The 16,555-nt window shown below is 44.2% G+C and carries 16 protein-coding genes and 1 tRNA gene; 5 read left to right on the forward strand and 12 right to left on the reverse strand.

The window, feature by feature from the left end:
* Nucleotides 1-3 precede the first annotated feature (3 nt).
* From JXL83_05310 to JXL83_05320, 3 genes are all read right to left on the reverse strand, one after another.
* Nucleotides 4-1,263: a PLP-dependent aminotransferase family protein gene (locus JXL83_05310; GenBank protein MBN2363529.1), complete on the reverse strand. Its 1,260-nt coding sequence runs from the start codon at nucleotides 1,261-1,263 to the stop codon at nucleotides 4-6.
* A gap of 87 nt (nucleotides 1,264-1,350) precedes the next feature.
* Nucleotides 1,351-2,439 (reverse strand): ribosome small subunit-dependent GTPase A, encoded by a 1,089-nt coding sequence (gene rsgA / locus JXL83_05315; GenBank protein ID MBN2363530.1) that lies wholly within the window; start codon nucleotides 2,437-2,439, stop codon nucleotides 1,351-1,353.
* A gap of 272 nt (nucleotides 2,440-2,711) precedes the next feature.
* On the reverse strand, nucleotides 2,712-4,511 hold the full coding sequence (locus JXL83_05320; protein MBN2363531.1) for a hypothetical protein: 1,800 nt from the start codon (nucleotides 4,509-4,511) through the stop codon (nucleotides 2,712-2,714).
* A gap of 296 nt (nucleotides 4,512-4,807) precedes the next feature.
* Between JXL83_05320 and hflX the strand changes: the two genes are divergently transcribed.
* Genes hflX through JXL83_05345 form a run of 5 tightly spaced genes read left to right on the forward strand, consistent with a single transcriptional unit; the run spans nucleotide 4,808 to nucleotide 8,755 of the window.
* Complete coding sequence (gene hflX, locus JXL83_05325; GenBank protein MBN2363532.1) at nucleotides 4,808-5,875, forward strand: GTPase HflX; 1,068 nt, start codon at nucleotides 4,808-4,810, stop codon at nucleotides 5,873-5,875.
* Nucleotides 5,872-6,867 carry a DUF89 family protein gene (locus tag JXL83_05330; GenBank protein MBN2363533.1) on the forward strand — a complete coding sequence of 332 codons (996 nt, stop codon included), beginning with the start codon at nucleotides 5,872-5,874 and terminating at the stop codon, nucleotides 6,865-6,867. Before hflX ends, JXL83_05330 begins: the two co-directional genes overlap by 4 nt.
* Nucleotides 6,864-7,529 carry a transglycosylase SLT domain-containing protein gene (locus JXL83_05335; protein ID MBN2363534.1) on the forward strand — a complete coding sequence of 222 codons (666 nt, stop codon included), beginning with the start codon at nucleotides 6,864-6,866 and terminating at the stop codon, nucleotides 7,527-7,529. The genes JXL83_05330 and JXL83_05335 overlap by 4 nt, the downstream gene beginning before the upstream one ends.
* A gap of 31 nt (nucleotides 7,530-7,560) precedes the next feature.
* Nucleotides 7,561-8,046, forward strand: coding sequence for a putative molybdenum carrier protein (locus tag JXL83_05340; GenBank protein MBN2363535.1), 486 nt, complete (start codon nucleotides 7,561-7,563; stop codon nucleotides 8,044-8,046).
* Complete coding sequence (locus JXL83_05345) at nucleotides 7,991-8,755, forward strand: metallophosphoesterase (GenBank protein MBN2363536.1); 765 nt, start codon at nucleotides 7,991-7,993, stop codon at nucleotides 8,753-8,755. Before JXL83_05340 ends, JXL83_05345 begins: the two co-directional genes overlap by 56 nt.
* 5 nt (nucleotides 8,756-8,760) lie before the next feature.
* Here the strand turns inward: JXL83_05345 and JXL83_05350 are convergent, their stop codons facing one another.
* The 9 genes from JXL83_05350 to JXL83_05390 form a co-directional block, all read right to left on the reverse strand.
* Nucleotides 8,761-10,017 carry a DUF1015 domain-containing protein gene (locus JXL83_05350; GenBank protein ID MBN2363537.1) on the reverse strand — a complete coding sequence of 419 codons (1,257 nt, stop codon included), beginning with the start codon at nucleotides 10,015-10,017 and terminating at the stop codon, nucleotides 8,761-8,763.
* A gap of 66 nt (nucleotides 10,018-10,083) precedes the next feature.
* Nucleotides 10,084-10,794, reverse strand: coding sequence for a DUF4388 domain-containing protein (locus JXL83_05355; protein MBN2363538.1), 711 nt, complete (start codon nucleotides 10,792-10,794; stop codon nucleotides 10,084-10,086).
* Between the two features lie 10 nt (nucleotides 10,795-10,804).
* Nucleotides 10,805-11,755, reverse strand: coding sequence for a PorV/PorQ family protein (locus tag JXL83_05360; GenBank protein ID MBN2363539.1), 951 nt, complete (start codon nucleotides 11,753-11,755; stop codon nucleotides 10,805-10,807).
* A 5-nt stretch (nucleotides 11,756-11,760) separates the two neighbouring features.
* The gene (locus tag JXL83_05365; protein MBN2363540.1) at nucleotides 11,761-12,411 is read right to left on the reverse strand and encodes a hypothetical protein; all 651 of its coding nucleotides are present in this window, start codon (nucleotides 12,409-12,411) and stop codon (nucleotides 11,761-11,763) included.
* Complete coding sequence (locus JXL83_05370; GenBank protein MBN2363541.1) at nucleotides 12,408-13,478, reverse strand: response regulator; 1,071 nt, start codon at nucleotides 13,476-13,478, stop codon at nucleotides 12,408-12,410. Before JXL83_05370 ends, JXL83_05365 begins: the two co-directional genes overlap by 4 nt.
* A 13-nt stretch (nucleotides 13,479-13,491) precedes the next feature.
* Nucleotides 13,492-14,532 carry a HAMP domain-containing histidine kinase gene (locus JXL83_05375; GenBank protein ID MBN2363542.1) on the reverse strand — a complete coding sequence of 347 codons (1,041 nt, stop codon included), beginning with the start codon at nucleotides 14,530-14,532 and terminating at the stop codon, nucleotides 13,492-13,494.
* Nucleotides 14,522-15,940 (reverse strand): carboxypeptidase regulatory-like domain-containing protein, encoded by a 1,419-nt coding sequence (locus JXL83_05380; GenBank protein MBN2363543.1) that lies wholly within the window; start codon nucleotides 15,938-15,940, stop codon nucleotides 14,522-14,524. Before JXL83_05380 ends, JXL83_05375 begins: the two co-directional genes overlap by 11 nt.
* Nucleotides 15,940-16,467 carry a cyclic nucleotide-binding domain-containing protein gene (locus JXL83_05385; protein ID MBN2363544.1) on the reverse strand — a complete coding sequence of 176 codons (528 nt, stop codon included), beginning with the start codon at nucleotides 16,465-16,467 and terminating at the stop codon, nucleotides 15,940-15,942. The genes JXL83_05380 and JXL83_05385 overlap by 1 nt, the downstream gene beginning before the upstream one ends.
* Before the next feature lie 17 nt (nucleotides 16,468-16,484).
* A tRNA-Lys gene (locus JXL83_05390) sits at nucleotides 16,485-16,555 on the reverse strand.

The following is a 16,555-nucleotide window of genomic DNA, read 5'->3' on the forward strand; positions in this document are numbered from 1 at the left end:
TTGTTAAGGGGATTGGGGAATTACGTTGTTCAGTCCACTGTCAATTTTTTCTTTTTCCTTCTCTATGGCTTTTGCCAGTCTTTGAATTCCGGTATCTATCTCTTCTTCCGAGGGGTAGGAGAAATTCAGCCTCATAGTGTTCTGGCCTCCGCCGTCGCAGTAAAATGCACTGCCTATGACGTAGGCTACGTTTTCTTTTATGGCCTCGTAAAACATTCTGTCCGCGCTCATGGACACAGGAAGGGTGACCCACAGAAAAAGCCCGCCGTCGGGTTTGGTCCAGGACAAACCGTCCATCTTGGGCATGTACTTTTCGAGCGCTTCGAGCATTTTCAATCTTTTTCTGCTGTAGAGTTCAATGTTTTTATCTATTCTCTCGTCTAACAGATCGGCCTTGATGTATTCTCTCGCTATAGCCTGAGTAAAGAGGGAAGTGCATAGGTCCATACCCTGTTTGGCCAGGATCATTTTTTCTATTACGTGTTTGGGTCCCACAATCCAGCCCAGCCTGAAACCGGGCAGGAAAATTTTCGAAAAAGTGTAAAGAGTGACGACGTATCCTTTCCCGTCGTCGAGTTCGAAAATTGTTGGGATAGGCTTGCCGCTGTACCTCAACTTTCTGTATGGAGAATCCTCGATTATCAGAACGTCGAATTCTTTGGCTATTTCGAGAAGCTGCTTTCTTCTTTCAAGAGATAGCGTAACTCCTGCCGGATTTTGAAAATCGGGGATGACGTATATGAATTTGGGTTTTTTTCCTTCTTTGACGAGTCTTTTTATCTGTTCCCTCACCTGTTCGGTTATTATCCCGTCGTCATCAAGAGGAACTCCTATCATTGTACCCCGGACGGCGCTTGCCGACTGAAGAAATCCGAGATACGTCGGAAGCCCTACTATGCATGTGTCCTCGGGATTGAGGAAAATCCTCGCTACAAGATCGAGTGCCTGCTGGGAGGCGCTGACTACGAGCATCTGATCCGGAGTCACTTTTATGTTGTCTTTTGCCAGCCATTTGCACAGTTCTTCTTTTAAACCCTGATCTCCTTCGGTCGTCGAGTACTGGAGTATTTTTTTTCCTTCGTTGTGAAGAAGTTCCGTGACAATGCCTTTCAGATGGGCTATGGGAAATGTGTCGTGGTGGGGAAGTCCTCCGGCGAATGATATTATCTCGGGTTTTGCCGTCAGTTTGAGAAGTTCTCTGATGGCTGACTTTTTGAAACACTTGGCGTTTTCGGAAAAAAGCAGATCGTAATGGAGCGGCATCTGACCTCCTTTTTAGGGTTGATTTGAGATACAATAATATTCTATATCAATTGGAAGAAAATGTAAAAAAAATTGAAAAACAGTTTCTCAATAGATTATATCTCTCCTCTGTCTGGCGAGTTTTGCGATTCTCTTTTCCCACTCGTTTTTATCGTTTCTGGCCGATGATTTCAATTTTGATTCATATTCCATTTCTTTCCTGAGCTTCAGATAGCTTTTGTATCTTTTCTGATCGAGACAACCTTCTTCAATAGCTTGCAGAACAGAGCAACCAGGTTCATGAACGTGAGTACAGTCCGCATATTTACACCGGCTTGAAAGCTCGGATATTTCTTCAAAAACTGAATCTAGATCGGCGTCTTCATCGAAAAGCCCGAATTCCCTCATTCCAGGAGTGTCAATGAGAGCGATTTTGTCTTTTAGAAATATCATCTGTCTCCTCGAAGTCGTGTGCCTGCCTCTTGAGTCTTTTTCACGCACGCAGGCGGTTTCTAAAATTTGTTCACCGGCGAGTACGTTTATGAGAGTTGATTTTCCTGTCCCTGAAGATCCTATCAGGCAGAATGTTTCTCCGGTTATCAATTCATTTAATATTCTTTCGATGCCGTTTCCGTTCAAAGAACTGTATGGAATAACTGCAATTCCGGGAGCAGCTTTCAATATTAGGTCTGTCTTTTCGAAAAGTTCTTCGTCTTCGACGAGGTCGCTTTTGCTCAAAAGAACGACCGGTCTTATTCCGCTGTTATTTATCGCTGTCAGGTATCTCTCTATCCTTCTCGGATTGAAATTGCCATCCAAACCCTGAACAATGAAGGCCGTTCCGACGTTCGCCGCAATGATCTGCCCGGAAGCAATATATGTCGGTTTTTTGCCCGATCCCGCTTCTTTCCTCGCTAAAAAATTCTGCCTCGGCATTATCTCTTGTATTATGCCCGGTGAATTGTCAGAGCAAGTTTTGACGGCGACAAGGTCGCCGACCGCGGGGTAATCAAACGGCGTAGAAGCAAAATATTCGAGTTTACCGGAGATTTCAGCCGTAATTTCGGCAAAAGATGTCAGAACTTTGTATCTGTCTCTCTCCTGTGATATTACGAGGCCGAGGTCCAAGCTTTTACATTTACATTCATTTTCTGCGTCAATATATTTAGTTTTACAAACGTCAAACCAGAAGTGCATCTTTGACTCCCTTTGAGTAGGATTTTTCTTGTATTTGTTTTCGGAAGCGACCCCGTAAAAATTACGGGATCAGATCAGGGCCGAAAGCCTTTCGGCGCCGAGTACTGATATTTTTGTCATAATTCGACACCTCCTCCCGGCAATGGTTTAAAATTTGTCAAACGCATTCTATTGCAATTTTTTTTTTGGGTCAATAAAAAAGTTAAGGGATTACAGCAGCAATAAAAAAGGGGCTATAAAGCCCCTTTTTTAAGAACGGATTGAGTAAATACTTATTGAGCCAGGAAAGCCCTTCGGGTCTTTGTACCCTCAGGCGTGCTCATTGTGAAGAAATATGATCCCTGAGCAAATTCCGGTGAGAAATCCAATGTGTAGGTTCCCGGTTCCCTGACTCCGTCGAATACTTTTGCTACGTTTCTTCCCGTGACGTCGAAGACGTCAATGGAGACATTGCCTGCAGATGCGACCGAGTAGGTTATCCTGAAATTTCTTCCGATCTGGGATACGGCGAAAGTTTCGGTTCCGAGGTCGCCTATAACTGGTTCCTCTTCGACTCCTGTTACGGCTGTCCTGTCAAACCACACGCTGTACACAGAACTGTGGTAATCCGTCCACATGACGCAGGCGTTGGATCTTGCGTAGTCATAGCATACCCTCGGTCCGTAATCCCAGCTGAGGTTAGTCAGATCGTCGTTTATGACGACGGAAGTCGACCACGAAGTCGGAGCAGATATGTGTCCTTCTTTGTAGCGCAATTCCTCAGAACTCGCCTGGTCAATCCTGAAGACTGCGAATACGTCGGAGCTCAAGTAGTCAATGTAGACGAAGGGTTTGAAACAATTGTCGTAAGCAGTGACCCATGCGTCTTCGATCCAGGTAGCTCCGTTGTCAGTCGAATAGTAGTTGTAGAGATGCTGGGTTGTATATGTCGTGTCCGAGACCCTGGCTATGCAGAACCAGGTATGATTATAGTGAGAACCGGCAATCGTGGGCTGGTTTTCGTCCATGTGGTTGTGCATGTCAGTGATATATATGACCGAAGACCAATCGCTTCCGCCGTTTGAAGAAGTGTAACCTCTTATGTATTCATCGAATGACTGCGGCCAGCCACTCGGATGCAAAGAAGTTACGAGCACCAAGTTATCGAGTTGGCCTACTTCTAAACCGGTTTCGTAGAAGTAAATTCCATCGCCGTTTGAATTGGTGATTGTGTCCTGGATTTCCCAGGTCGAGACGTCCATGTCGCTTGATCTGGCAAAGCGGACGTAAGTCTGGTCTGTTCCGGTTGTGTGGCCCTGGGTCCAGGTCGCGAAAATCCATTTCGAGTTGTAATTCGGTCCATCGTTTGTCACTACGAAATCTTTTATGTAATCGGTTATATACCCTCCCGAGGGTGAACCGTAGGTAATGTCCGTAAGAGCCGCTCCCGGCAGAACGGTTTTTACCCATGCCTGATAATTGCCTGAACCGTCTCTCATGTAGTAATACATTATAAGCGTGTCGTCGGCGACGCTTAGCCTCGGGTGGTAAATTGCGATAGAAAATGACACTTCGTTGCACGTAGACCAGGAAGTTCCCCCGTTAGTCGATCTTCTGGTCACTCTGTAGTAGTTCGGCGAAGAATAATAGACGAATATCGAGTACAAGTCGCCGTTGCTCAGAGAAACTATGTTGCCTCCATAACAGTTGTCCCTCGAATCTATCCTTATGTCCGTTCCCCAGAAAGGAGCGTAGGAAGAAGGTTCTCCTGTTTCGTCACCGGATTCGGGTCTTTGTCTTGTAACTGTGCCGGTAAGATCCGTCGTCGAAGGGTCGAATTCTTCGACTCTGTTCTGTTTCCAGAACTGGTTGATTTGAAGGGAAAGTTCGTTCGCCCTTTCAATGTCGCCGTATTCTTTCGCGGCTAACATTTCCTGAGTCGCCTGGTCGGCGTCGAAACCAGCCGGAACCGTTACGGTGGGTTCGGAAATCAATGTCACCGGTGCAAAGCCTACTCCGTCAGACGGGCCGGCTATGCCGGCTGTCAAAACCTGGGTTAGCAGGCACGACAATAAAACAAACACTGTTCTCATTTTGTCCTCCTTTTTGTTAAAGCCAAACAACTCGTTTTCAAAAACACGAAATTTTTACATATACCTATTAAAAATCACTTAAATTATACCCGCGTTTTTATAGAAATAATATTGTTTTGTTTAATGCAGTACAAATAAAGAGATTTAAAAAAATCGTTCGAGATTTGATATTGACAAACAGGCATTGTCCTGTAAAATCCCGGAGGTAAATTTCGTGTAGACCCTGACGACGGTAAAAAACATCTTTCTCATTCATTGTTTATGCTGTTTAATTTCATAAAAAAGAAAGGTGGTAAATGCAGAATTTCATTTCCATTGCAGTGAGCGGAAAAGGGGAAAAAGAAAAGGAAAAAAACCTCATCCTTCTCGATGAGATGGACGGTCTTTTGAGAACTCTCGGATTGCAGGTCAGGGAAAAGTTTTTTCAGGTCAGAGATAAGCCCGACAGCAGGTTTTATGCGGGCAAAGGGAAAATTGAAGAGGTCAGAGACTGCGCTGAAAAAATTGGCTCAAGTTCTCTAGTATTCATAAACGAACTCTCAGGATCTCAGATAAGGAATGTAGAAAATGAGACTGGCCTTGAAGTTTGCACGAGAAAAGACATCATTCTCGAGATATTCAAAAATCACGCCAAGAGCAAAATTGCCATGGCCGAAGTCGAGACTGCCCAGTTGAAACACAAACTCAGCAGAATAGTCGGAGGTTTCGACTACATGTCGAGGCAGGCGGGAGGAATAGGCACGAAAGGACCGGGCGAGACCAAGCTCGAAACTGAAAAAAGGGCGATAAAGAAGAGGATTTCCTGTCTCGACGAAATAATAAAAAAGAACAAAGCCTCGCTGGCGATGCAGAAAGAGCGAAGGAGCGGAAAATTCAGGGTCTCGCTTGTCGGATACACAAATTCGGGAAAGACGACGCTTCTCAATGCGCTCACAGGAGCCCAGGCAAAAACCTCCGATATGATGTTCTCGACGATTGACACGACTACGAGACAGATGAAACACGGCGACTGGCGGAAAACCGTTTTAATCTCGGACACAGTCGGTTTCGTCGAAGAACTGCCTTTCGAACTTGTCGAGTCTTTCAAATCGACTCTTGAAGAAGTCGCCGAATCAGACCTGAGGCTTCTTGTGGCAGATTTTTCGGAAGAAAATTACGCCGTAAAGATTGAGTCGGTCGAAAAGATACTCGAAAATATAAAATGCGGTGAAAAAGACAAGATAATACTCCTCAACAAAATAGACGCCGCACCCAGCGACGTTTATCCCAACGGAGATAAATACAGGATTATATCCGGTAAGACGGGAAAAGGTCTCGATGAACTCAAAAAAGAGATTTTGAAAAGGGCGGCTCAAAAAAAATGAAACCTTTGTCTTCAATGCTGAATCCTGAAGATTATTGGCCGGGACTTTGGAACCTGAGGAATGATCCCGCGGCCGCGAATCACTGGTCGGAAGTATTTCGACTCAACACTGAGTTCATAGCGAATCTGATCGAATCCATAAAAAATGAAAAAAAAGCCGACGAATACAGAAAGAAAATGACGAATGCATCAAGAGGGATTTTGGACGGTGAATACGCGACTGTTCACGGCGTCACGCTGACGAGGCAAAAAGTTTTGGACGAGATAGGAGTTCCCGATCCTTTTTTGAGTATCAAGGACAAAGAAAACGAAGAAGCGATAACACTACTCAAAAGTCTGCGCGGTGCGCCTGAAGAAAACCGATGTTTTTTTTCTTTAGCCGTAGAGTGTCTTTTGGCTGGAAATTGTTTCGACATGGGCAACTACGAAACCGCAGTCATGTGGAAGAAGGGAGAATTGGGTTTTTCATATCCGAAAAATCCGAAAAACAGGGACGATTTATTCGATAAATTGTCAGAACTTAAGAACAAATCCTGTGTTATGCTCGCGGACAACGCGGGTCATGATTTTACCTTGGGAATAGTGTTTTTGTCCAAAGCTCTCGCGAGAAACGGGTATAAAGTGGCGGTTGCCGCAAATTCCGGCCCCGCGCTCAACGACGTTACTTTTATAGAATGTTTGACTGTTTCGGAAAAAATTTCCGCCTTCGATACGGAATGGAAAGAATTTAATGATTCGGGAATAATTGACTTCGTTGAAACCGGCTGTATAACCCCCGGAATAGACCTTTCGGCGGTTGATGAAAAATTTGACGTAGAGGTTTCAAGAACCGGAGTGGTGATTTTCACAGGACAGGGAAGATCGATAGAGACGACTTACAACGCCAGCCTTTCAAAACCTGTTCTGAGAATCGCTAAAATCAAGGATTCTTTTGTCGCTTCATATTTGAAGAAACGGCAATTCGGCGATTTTGTCGAGACGAGGGGATTATGAAAAAAATCACCGGATTATTTGTGGCTGTCTTATCGACAGGAATTCTCGCCTTTCAGATATTTAATTCCCTGCCGAAAACAAGAGAAATCGGACAAGGACCGGTCCCGGATATATCCTTTGAGAAGGAGATATATTGGGAAAAAGCCCGTGAAGAGATTTATGTTTTCATTATGAATTCCGGATCGCGAATCAAGCCGGACACGGCCGATTTAATTGCCGCCGCGATAGTCGAAAACGCGCAATACTCGGATCTGAATCCATACGTAATAGCGGCTGTAATATTCGCTGAAAGCAGATTCAGGCACGACGCCGTGGGATCGTCAGGAGACGCGGGCCTCATGCAGATAATTCCGTCCACGGCCAAGCTGATTTCAGAGGCCGTGTCACAGACCCCGTACAACATAAAAGACATAGAAACCAACGTGAAGTTCGGATGCTGGTATCTTTCTGCGATGAAGACGAGATACGGCGGAAATTATGTGCAAATCCTTGGAATGTACAACCAGGGAGGAGACTGGAGGGGAGCAGGCGAAAGGTATGCTCAAAACGTTATAAGACAAGCCGAAGAGCAGGGATTGCCTTTGGGTTTGCTTATTTTGTACGACGAAATGAATGTTCAAAAAAACGCCGATGATTTATTAGAACTGAACAAAAAAAGTTAATTTTAAATATTGTTGTGATATTATAAAAGGCATGAAAAAAATTGTTATTAAACTCGCTGTTTGCTCTGGGGGACAGACGGGAATAGACAGAGCGGCTCTCGACGCCGCAGTCGAGATCGGGCTGTTGACGGGAGGATGGTGCCCCAAAGGCAGAAAAGCCGAAGACGGTAAGGTCCCTGCAAAATACAGAATGATAGAGACTCCGACTTCTCATTACTGGGAAAGGACAAGGCTGAACGTAATTCAGAGCGACGCGACCCTGGTGGTGACGAAAAAAGAATGCAGAAACAGCGCAGGAACCAATCTCACGTTGAAATACGCCAAACAGTACAAAAAACCTCACAAAGTCTGTAAAATCGGAACCGGTGAAATAAAAGAAACGGTGAACTGGCTCGCTAAAATCAGACCATCTATTTTAAACATCGCAGGGCCGAGAGAATCCCATTCACCAGGAATCTACAATGAAGCCAAAGAATACATCAAAGCTGTCCTTGAAAATTACGTCTCCTCTAGATGAGATATGTTTCATAGGAGACGCTCATTTCGGCTCGGAAGCTACCGAGAAAGAAATCCTCAAAAAAAAGCTATTCTCGGGATTGTTAGAGCGACTTTCTGAAAAAAATATCCCGGTGATATTTAACGGCGATATTTTTGATTTTCTGTTTGATTACGGAAAGTTCATCGAAGTCGACAACATGAAAATTCTCATAGAGATATTTCAGCTTTCGAAAAAGTGTCCGAATGTGGTTTTTGTTCTCGGAAACCATGACCTGTGGGGTAAAAAGCTGATCGAAGAAAGCACGGGAATCAAATGCTGTGAGGAACTTGAACTGGATTTCAACGGGAAAAAATTCTGGGTGTCTCACGGCGAAACTATAGACAAAAACACCCCCGGGGACAAATTTGCGCGTTTTGTCCTCAGAAATAAAGGCAGTATTTTTCTTTTCAGAACTATACATCCCAAAATCGGACTCGTTTTGGCGAGAGCTATTTCAAAAATGAGCAGGGGAAGATCAAAAAAATTGAATTTTACTTTTGAAAAATACATCAGGTTCGCAAAAATCAAATGGAACCAGGATTTTGATTACGTCTTGCTGGGACATCTCCACAAACCGTTTATATACAGCGAAAGCGGCAAAAAACTAGGAATAATAGGAGACTGGATAAACCATAACACCGTAATATTTTATAAAAAAGGATACCTTTTCCATAAAATCGTCGGCTGAATTCTCTACGACAGAATATGTATCGCCAAACCACTCCTGAGTTTGGGTTCAAACCATGTTGATTTCGGCGGCATCGTTTTCCCGCTGTCGGCAATGGCTATAAGCTCTTCAATGCTGACCGGATAGAGAGAAAAAGCGACTGCGAACTTTCCGCTGTCTACCAATCTTTTCAATTCTACGACGCCTCTTATCCCGCCGATGAAATCCACCCGTTTATCTGTGCGGGGGTCTGCAATGCCGAGAATGGGGTCGAGTATATTTTTTTGAAGTATATTGACATCGAGAAGCTCCAGAGGATCTTTGGAGCCGAGAAGCACTTTTCTGGTTCTGAGAGAGTAAAATTCACCGTCCAGATACATCAGAAAACAATGCATTTCGGAAGGTTTGCATTTTTCCGGATCAGGACAGTTTATTTTACCGATTTCGAAAGATTTTTCTATCTCTTTGAGAAAGCTGTTTTTATCTCTTCGGTTCAGGTCTTTGACAACCCGGTTGTAATCAATTATGTTCATTTGATTGTGAGGAAATATGACTGACAGAAAGAAATTGTACTCTTCATCGCCCGTGTGAGAGGTATTTTTTTCCCTGTACAAGGCTCTCGCACGTACGGCAGACGCACTCCGGTGATGTCCGTCGGCGACATAGAGAGTGCCGATTTTCATGAAACTGTTTCTCAGAAATTCGACGTCTTTTTTATCCGAAACCCGCCAAAAAGTATGCGCTATCCCGTCTTCTGTCCTGAAGTCGTACAGGGGAGGTTTTGTTTTGACGAAAGAAAAGACAAATTCGTCAATTTCTTTTCGGGCCAGGTATGTTAGAAAAACAGGGCCGGTATTGGCGTTCAAAGACAATATGTGCTTTAATCGGTCGTTTTCTTTGTCTTTTCTTGTCAGTTCGTGTTTTTTTATTACGTCTGCTTCGTAATCGTCGGCGCTGGCGCAAGCCACAATTCCGATTTGGCTGTGGTCCCCCATTATTTGTCTGTAAAGATAATAGTTTGCTTCCTCTTCCATTGCAAGCCAGCCTTTTTCGAGGAATTTCTTCATGTTTTCCGCGCCTTTTTCATACACCTTGTCGTCGTAAAGATCTATGGAAGGATCAAGATCGATTTCGGGTTTTGTGATGTGAAGGAAAGCGAGTTCATTGCCGCCGGCAATATGCCTTGCTTCTTCAGACGATATCACGTCGTAGGGGAAGGAAGCGACTTTGTCTGCGATTTCGGCGGGCGGTCTGACGGCCCTGAAAGGTCTCACGTCTGCCATTTATTTCTCCTGCTAAGATTTGGTGAAGACAACTTATGTTTTAAATTGAGAGATTATGACTGCTTATTATCTGAAAAATCCTTTTTTATGTTTTCTTCTCGATATTCTTCTTGATCTTTCTTCTTCGGTCTCTTTGCCGACGGGCTTTTCTTCTTCCACATCTTCTTCCTCTTCGTAAAGGTCGTCGAGCTGATCTTCCATGAGAGGCGGTTCATTGTTTTCCTGTTTTTCACCGGAGTTGTCCGATACTTTCGCAAGGCCTGTTCTTATAAGCGAATATACAATTTTGGCCGTTTCGAGCTGAGAAAAACCGGTGGTTAATGAAAGCTCCTTCAAACTTTTCAAGTCGTCTACCTGAGCCGCAATTATCCATTGGGGAGGAGAAACTTTCACCTCTTTGACGGAAGGGTCGGGAATAAGTTTGACGGACAGGTTCAGATCGGGTATCGCTTTGGTTATTTCTTCCCATTCCTTGAGCTGAGACTGCAGAGACTCGTAAGCATTGTCAATGGGAAGATCAAAATGGCTGTTTCGAATATTTTCTGAAGGTACGAATTCAAAAGCTCCGTCTTTCAGCTGAAACAGGTTAAAAAGAGCTACTTCCCCGCTGTTCTCGTCTCCGTCCATGGCGTAAACAATTGCCGAGCCTTTAAAGTGTATCTCACCCATGACTTTATCGGAGACAATCTTCAAAATACCGTTTTTGTTGCTCATTTTTATAAACTGAAGAATAGTCGGTATTTCGAAATCCGTAAGTTTACCGCTCAATGCCGCCATGTGACCTCCTTTAAAGAGAAAGTGTCAAGGTAATGACATGCGCCTGACCGAGGCTGGACGTGTAAGGTACGAAGGCGTAGTCGAAGGTGATGTTTTTCCACAGGTAACCGAATCCGGCGGTGAAAGATTGAGTGTCGTAATTGAACTTTCCGCCGAATCTCAGTGAAAAATGGCTCGAATGGGTAATTTCCGCTCCCGCGTCAACCCGCAATCTGACATCCGGCGATTTCCATACGTCGAGAGCCAGGCATTCCTGCATATTCCAGACAGATGGAAGAGTAAAAGCAAATCCTGCTCTCCAAGTGAGAGGAAGCCTGGACAAAGTTTTTGAATCTTTGATCATCGAATATTTCGGGCCCAGGTTTTCAAGAGTTGCTCCGAATTTCAACCTGTCGAACGGACGATAAAGAACGCCGAAATCAAACGCGTAAACAGTTGCGCTGTATTCGAATATCCTTTCGTGGATTATTTTGGTTCTGAGTCCAACAGACATGTCGCTGTACAATCTGTAAGCGCCGGAAAGGGAAGCCGAGAAATCGAAAGCGCTGAAATCACCCTGTGATTCACCGGGACCCGTCCTGTACTCCATTCCGCCGACGAAAAGGCCGCTCGCAGAGAAACCGATCGCTTTTCCGGAACCGGAAAACAAGAATCCGGCGAACTCCTGATGTATGCCCTGAACGAGGTTCTGATGATTGAATACGAAGCTTTTTTGCGGTTCGGGCGTGAGCATTTTTGCCGGATTGCTGTAAACACCGCCTGCCCCTTCGTTCACCGCTGCGCTCGTTCCACCCATGGCTGCTTGTCTGGCCGAAACAGGGAGTTTAAGAAAAGACATGCCTATGCCTGTTTCCTCTTTTTCAAAAGTCTTCTCATACCATTCCGAAAAACCGTCGGAAAAAATCATCTGGGAATTTATTATAAGCAATATGATTATCGCAGTCGTCCGCTTCAAAATCATTTAATTCACTCTCCTATGATGTTGCTTGATTCATTTAAAAAGCCGTTTCTTTTTGCTCCTTCATCTATATATTCACTGACAGCTTTGACGAGATTTTTCAAATGTGACTTCCTCGGTTGAGTCATGTCTATCCATTCCTGAACGAGATCGTCAAAGTAGTATTCTATCCAAGAACCGGCTATATTCGAAGCTGAATCTTTAACTTTTTTGACGATTTCGTTGAGGCCGCTTTCAGTCAGCATCTGCTCTGCGGCGATTTTTTTTGTCTTTTTTTCTTCAATCGTGCTCAGTATGCTTTTCTCGGATTCGTCGGTGAAAGTCCCTTTAAGCAATTCCGAAGAATCCAGCATGGATTGTATCATTTCATTTTCTACCGATTTGCTCGAGGTAAGAGACACGATGAACCCTCCGTCAAAATCCTTCATATATATCAACCCTTCGGCGTAAATCCAGCTTATGACACCGCCTTTTATTCCGGATTTCTTGAGCGCATCCCACAGGATTACCAACGATCTTCCGATGTCTTCCGAATCCTGAATCGGAATCGAGAGATTTGAATGTTTTGTCTTGCCTGTCAAACTGAAGATCATTATTCCCTTTACGTTTTCCTTTCCTGTAAAAACTTTTTCGACATCCTGTAAAGCCGCCGAAATCATCTGTTTATCTCTTTTTTAATGTTTTCGTGAGTGATTTTAGGAGCCAGTAAAAATATCTGGTTCTCGGAAATACCCGTTTTTATCCAGAGTTCGCGGTCGGATATGAACAATACGATTTCGCTGAGATTGTGAAAAGAGAATTTTTTCCCAATGTTCCTGCCCCATTCGTTGAGGAAGAAACTCGCTTTGACGGCGCTGCGGGCGACCGGTTCGTTGTTCGTTTCGAGGATTTTCCATTTTTCGTCAAGCCTAACTGAAGCTTCGACGCCTTTGGCGGAGGCAATTTTATCGTAACTGTTTTTGTCTCCGGGTACGTTTTTTGGCGACGAGGCATAGGTCTTTTTTGACTCTTTCTTTTCACCGTCTTTTTTGGCATTTTCGTCGAAAGCTCTCGCCGCTTCGAGCAAAAGAAAAGAAACGTCTACTGAGCCTGTCTCATCCGGCGGGTCAGCCCAATGAAGCACGTTGAATATCCCGCTGTCCCAGGACAGCATCAGGTTGAACGCCTCTATCATCTGACAGCCTTCGGCCACGGCGTAAACAAGTTTGCCGTTTTTTATATACATCTCTCCGGTCCCTTTGGATGATACGACGGATATCCTTCTGTTACCGCCTGTGAGAGAGACAATTTGGATCAAATCGAACGGTGAAATGGATTCGATTTTGGCTTCGAATTCTCTGGAAGGCTGCATTATTTCTTCCACTTTCTGCGCGAACTCATCTAGGTCGAAAGGTTTTTCAATGTAAAGAACAGCTCCATTGTTGATGGCTATTCTCTGTGCCGTAGGTGACCCGTGAGCGGTTATGACCGCAACTTTCGTCAGAGGAGAAAAATCCTTCATCCAACCCATGAGTTGAAAACCGTCTACGTACGGCATTTTGAGATCGGTTACGACGAGATCGAAGGAGTTGTTCTTAAGTTTTTTTATGGCTTCCCGGGGATCCCATTCGATTTCAGTTTCGAATCCGGATTCGGACAATCTTTCACCGACTAGAGAAGCTATGTCGGCTTCGTCGTCAATAACCATCACTTTTTTCTTTTTCTCCGAAAAAAGCGAATCTTTCATTTTGTATGGTCTTTCACTTCATTAATGGAAGAGTTATTGTGACTTCAGTTCCAGAGCCTTTATTGCTCTTGATGTCAATTTCTCCGGACATGCCGTCAATGATGGCTTTTACGACGTTCAATCCCAGTCCGAATCCTTCCGGATAAGTAGAAAAGAAAGGCTCGAAAATGTCTTCCATCCGGTCTTTGTCAATTCCCACACCGTTGTCAGTGATGTTTATCAGAAGACGACTTTCACTGTTTGTCATATAAAGTACTATAACACAAGGTCTCTTGCCTGACAATAGACAAGCTTGCGTAGAATTTTCAAGTATATTGGATATCGCCTGAATCAACTCGTCGGGTTCGCCGTAAATTTTGGCTTCTTTTGCCTCGTTACTGTAATAGAGCTGGATTTCTTTGTTTTTTGAAAATTCACAGGTCTCTATCCATTCATCGAGAAGTATTTTGACGTCGTAAACGACTTCTTTTCTCGAGCTGGGTTTTGACAGTTTTTTTGCTGAGCCGATCAGTTTTGTCATTCTCGCGACCTGCTTTGAAACTTTTTCTTCCATCTGTTTTATTGATTCCTGGACTTCATGAGGCACTTTCCTGTTCTGGGCGACGTGTCTTTCTGACAACTGGACACATCCCTTTATTATGGTCAGGGGGTTGCTCAGTTCGTGGATGAGTTTTGAATAAAATTCAAGCATTGAAAGATAATTTTTTGAAAGCTCTTTACCGGTGTCGGCAAAGTTCATTCGCGATTCGTTCGGAAAATTCTTTTCCCTGTAACTTATTATGAAGTGGCTGTCGCATATCAGATTCGGGATCACATCTTCATTCAGTACTGTCAGTCGGAACTCTTTCCAGGATTTCTCGAGGATCTCTTTCAGCGATTCAAGCCCTTCGGTGCATCCGGAAGAGGCAAAAACAGGTTTTGAGTTTTTAAATACAATGTACGACTCTTCGTCCAGTATGAGTTTACCCTCGCATTTGATGCAGAAAATCATTACGAGGACATCGAGAAGAGAAAGGCGGTCAAGTTTTCCTTTGAGGATGAGATCATCTTTCATAAACGTCGTCGAAAGTTATCTCAAGAGTGGAATCCCCGGGTAAGGCGATAATTTCAACATCATTGTTCAAAGAAAAGAACGTAAACAATGAATTTCTGATTATTTCAGAAAAATCATCCCGTCCTTCGAAAGTAAGAGCCGAATTAGGGTAAAAATCCAGTAAAAACTTTAGTTCCATAAGCCTCATCATGCCGGACGAAGAGAGGGTGGAATCTTCAAAGTCTTGAGTTTCAAAAATGAACCGTCCGTTTACGGGCAGGATCGGCACTCTGACAGAGGTTGTTTTCTGAGGGGCTACGGCGGCTGTAAGGTAGTTATCGCTTTCGATGTAAAGAGTCTCGTTTTCATTGGCCGAGACAGAAGTGTCTGTGAATGAAAAAGAAAGATCGCGTCCTCTTATGTGCGAAAGGACAGGTTGTCCGGTAAAATAATCGTATACTGACAAATCATACAAGATGCTTTCGACGGATTGATCGAGAGTGAGTTCGAGGAAAACGTTCTGGTTTTTTCTCACCGAAACCGGCATGCTCAGAGCTCTGAATCCTTCTGAAACGACGTTCAGAGTGACAAAACCTGAAGGCACGTCGGTGAAGTTGAAAAAACCCGAGGAATCCGTGAAAATCTCGACAGGAGAATCGGATACAAGCGAGACCACGGCGTTTCGAACGGGTTCGCCGCCTTCTGATTTAACAGTGCCAGCAAGAGTGCCTGAACCTCTTACTGAAGAAGGATCTCTTATAAGACCGGCAAAAATTTTCGCACCCAGGGTCCAGTCGGGACAGGAAGCCGGAAATTGCGAACCCAGGCGCACGGAAGTCAGTATTTCGAGTGAAAAATTTCCGAAAAATTCCGTGAGGATTCCGAATTTTACGAAAGAGTTGTCGAAGGAAAAAAACGGCGAATCTTTTCCGAACTGCTTTTCGATTTCCACGTAAGATCTGTTTGAAGTTTGAGTGAAATAGAACCTTGAAGACAAGTATGGAAAAGATGTTGAGTCTCCCCAGAAGTAACCCGGAGAAAACAAAAATCCGCAGATCTTGTTTCTTTGAACGTCAGCGAGCAAGGATGCGGAGAAACCGTTATTTGAAACCGAGAAACTTGCTCCGAGATCTGTGAAAGCGCCCCCTGGCCCCCCTGCAACAAAATTGAAAAGAGGGGACGCAGACGATTTTTTTTCTGTGTTTTCCAAAAAAAAACCTCCCGAAGTCCTCATGAACGAATTGATTTTCCATTCAAGAAGAGCACCTTCGGATAAAAAATAATCCAGGGAATCGTCCATTTCACTCTGGCTGTAATACGACAGGGCGTTAATTCCTAAACGCCATCTCTTGCCGATTTCGGGCGTCAAAAAATCCGTGTGTGCGTGAAAGGAAGAAAAATGAGACAGAAATAGAAAAAAGAGAATCATCAAGAAGTTGAAGCCGGAGGCGTTTGTTTGTGGGCTCCGATGTAAAGCCTCCTGAACTGTTCGTTGTCAACAATGGCTTTGTTTATAAGAAAAAGCGTTTCCACGTTTTCGTTTGCGTTTTGTATCCTTTCGCAAAGTTCTTCGGAGAGCGCTTTTAAAAACTTCGCGGCAGTTGAAGGAAATTTTTCCATTATGGCGTCGAGGTTTTCTTTTTTGAAGACGAGCATTTTTGCTTTGGTGAGCGTTTTAACCGTTGCGCTTCTCGGAAGATCAGTCAGGAGCGACATGTCTCCAACAAAACCGCCTGGAGTTAATTTGGCGAGGACGAGTAGAGTGTCTTCCCTCTGAAGAAGCACCTGAACGTCTCCTTCGACAATAATGTACATTTCCCTGCCGTTGTTTTTTTCCTGAACTATTACTTCGCCTTCGTTGAACGATTTCTCTGTCAGCTGATTGGTAAGCACATCTATCTCGGAGTCCGAAAGGTATTTAAAAAGCGTAATTTTCCTTAGTATATCGTATTTCATTTTTCCTCCTGATTAAATGAGTCGCGTGGGATTCGAACCCACGGCCCCCTGCTTAAAAGGCAGGTGCTCTACCTCCTGAGCTAGCGAC

Source organism: candidate division WOR-3 bacterium (assembly GCA_016934535.1).
Taxonomy (GTDB): Bacteria; SDB-A; SDB-A; order SDB-A; family SDB-A; genus JAFGIG01.

Bases quoted from the DNA above. Each gene is read 5' to 3' on its own strand.
- JXL83_05310 (MBN2363529.1), bottom strand. From the start codon at position 1,263: ATGCCGCTCCATTACGATCTGCTTTTTTCCGAAAACGCCAAGTGTTTC.
- rsgA (MBN2363530.1), bottom strand. From the start codon at position 2,439: ATGCACTTCTGGTTTGACGTTTGTAAAACTAAATATATTGACGCAGAA.
- JXL83_05320 (MBN2363531.1), bottom strand. From the start codon at position 4,511: ATGAGAACAGTGTTTGTTTTATTGTCGTGCCTGCTAACCCAGGTTTTG.
- hflX (MBN2363532.1), top strand. From the start codon at position 4,808: ATGCAGAATTTCATTTCCATTGCAGTGAGCGGAAAAGGGGAAAAAGAA.
- JXL83_05330 (MBN2363533.1), top strand. From the start codon at position 5,872: ATGAAACCTTTGTCTTCAATGCTGAATCCTGAAGATTATTGGCCGGGA.
- JXL83_05335 (MBN2363534.1), top strand. From the start codon at position 6,864: ATGAAAAAAATCACCGGATTATTTGTGGCTGTCTTATCGACAGGAATT.
- JXL83_05340 (MBN2363535.1), top strand. From the start codon at position 7,561: ATGAAAAAAATTGTTATTAAACTCGCTGTTTGCTCTGGGGGACAGACG.
- JXL83_05345 (MBN2363536.1), top strand. From the start codon at position 7,991: ATGAAGCCAAAGAATACATCAAAGCTGTCCTTGAAAATTACGTCTCCT.
- JXL83_05350 (MBN2363537.1), bottom strand. From the start codon at position 10,017: ATGGCAGACGTGAGACCTTTCAGGGCCGTCAGACCGCCCGCCGAAATC.
- JXL83_05355 (MBN2363538.1), bottom strand. From the start codon at position 10,794: ATGGCGGCATTGAGCGGTAAACTTACGGATTTCGAAATACCGACTATT.
- JXL83_05360 (MBN2363539.1), bottom strand. From the start codon at position 11,755: ATGATTTTGAAGCGGACGACTGCGATAATCATATTGCTTATAATAAAT.
- JXL83_05365 (MBN2363540.1), bottom strand. From the start codon at position 12,411: ATGATTTCGGCGGCTTTACAGGATGTCGAAAAAGTTTTTACAGGAAAG.
- JXL83_05370 (MBN2363541.1), bottom strand. From the start codon at position 13,478: ATGAAAGATTCGCTTTTTTCGGAGAAAAAGAAAAAAGTGATGGTTATT.
- JXL83_05375 (MBN2363542.1), bottom strand. From the start codon at position 14,532: ATGAAAGATGATCTCATCCTCAAAGGAAAACTTGACCGCCTTTCTCTT.
- JXL83_05380 (MBN2363543.1), bottom strand. From the start codon at position 15,940: ATGATTCTCTTTTTTCTATTTCTGTCTCATTTTTCTTCCTTTCACGCA.
- JXL83_05385 (MBN2363544.1), bottom strand. From the start codon at position 16,467: ATGAAATACGATATACTAAGGAAAATTACGCTTTTTAAATACCTTTCG.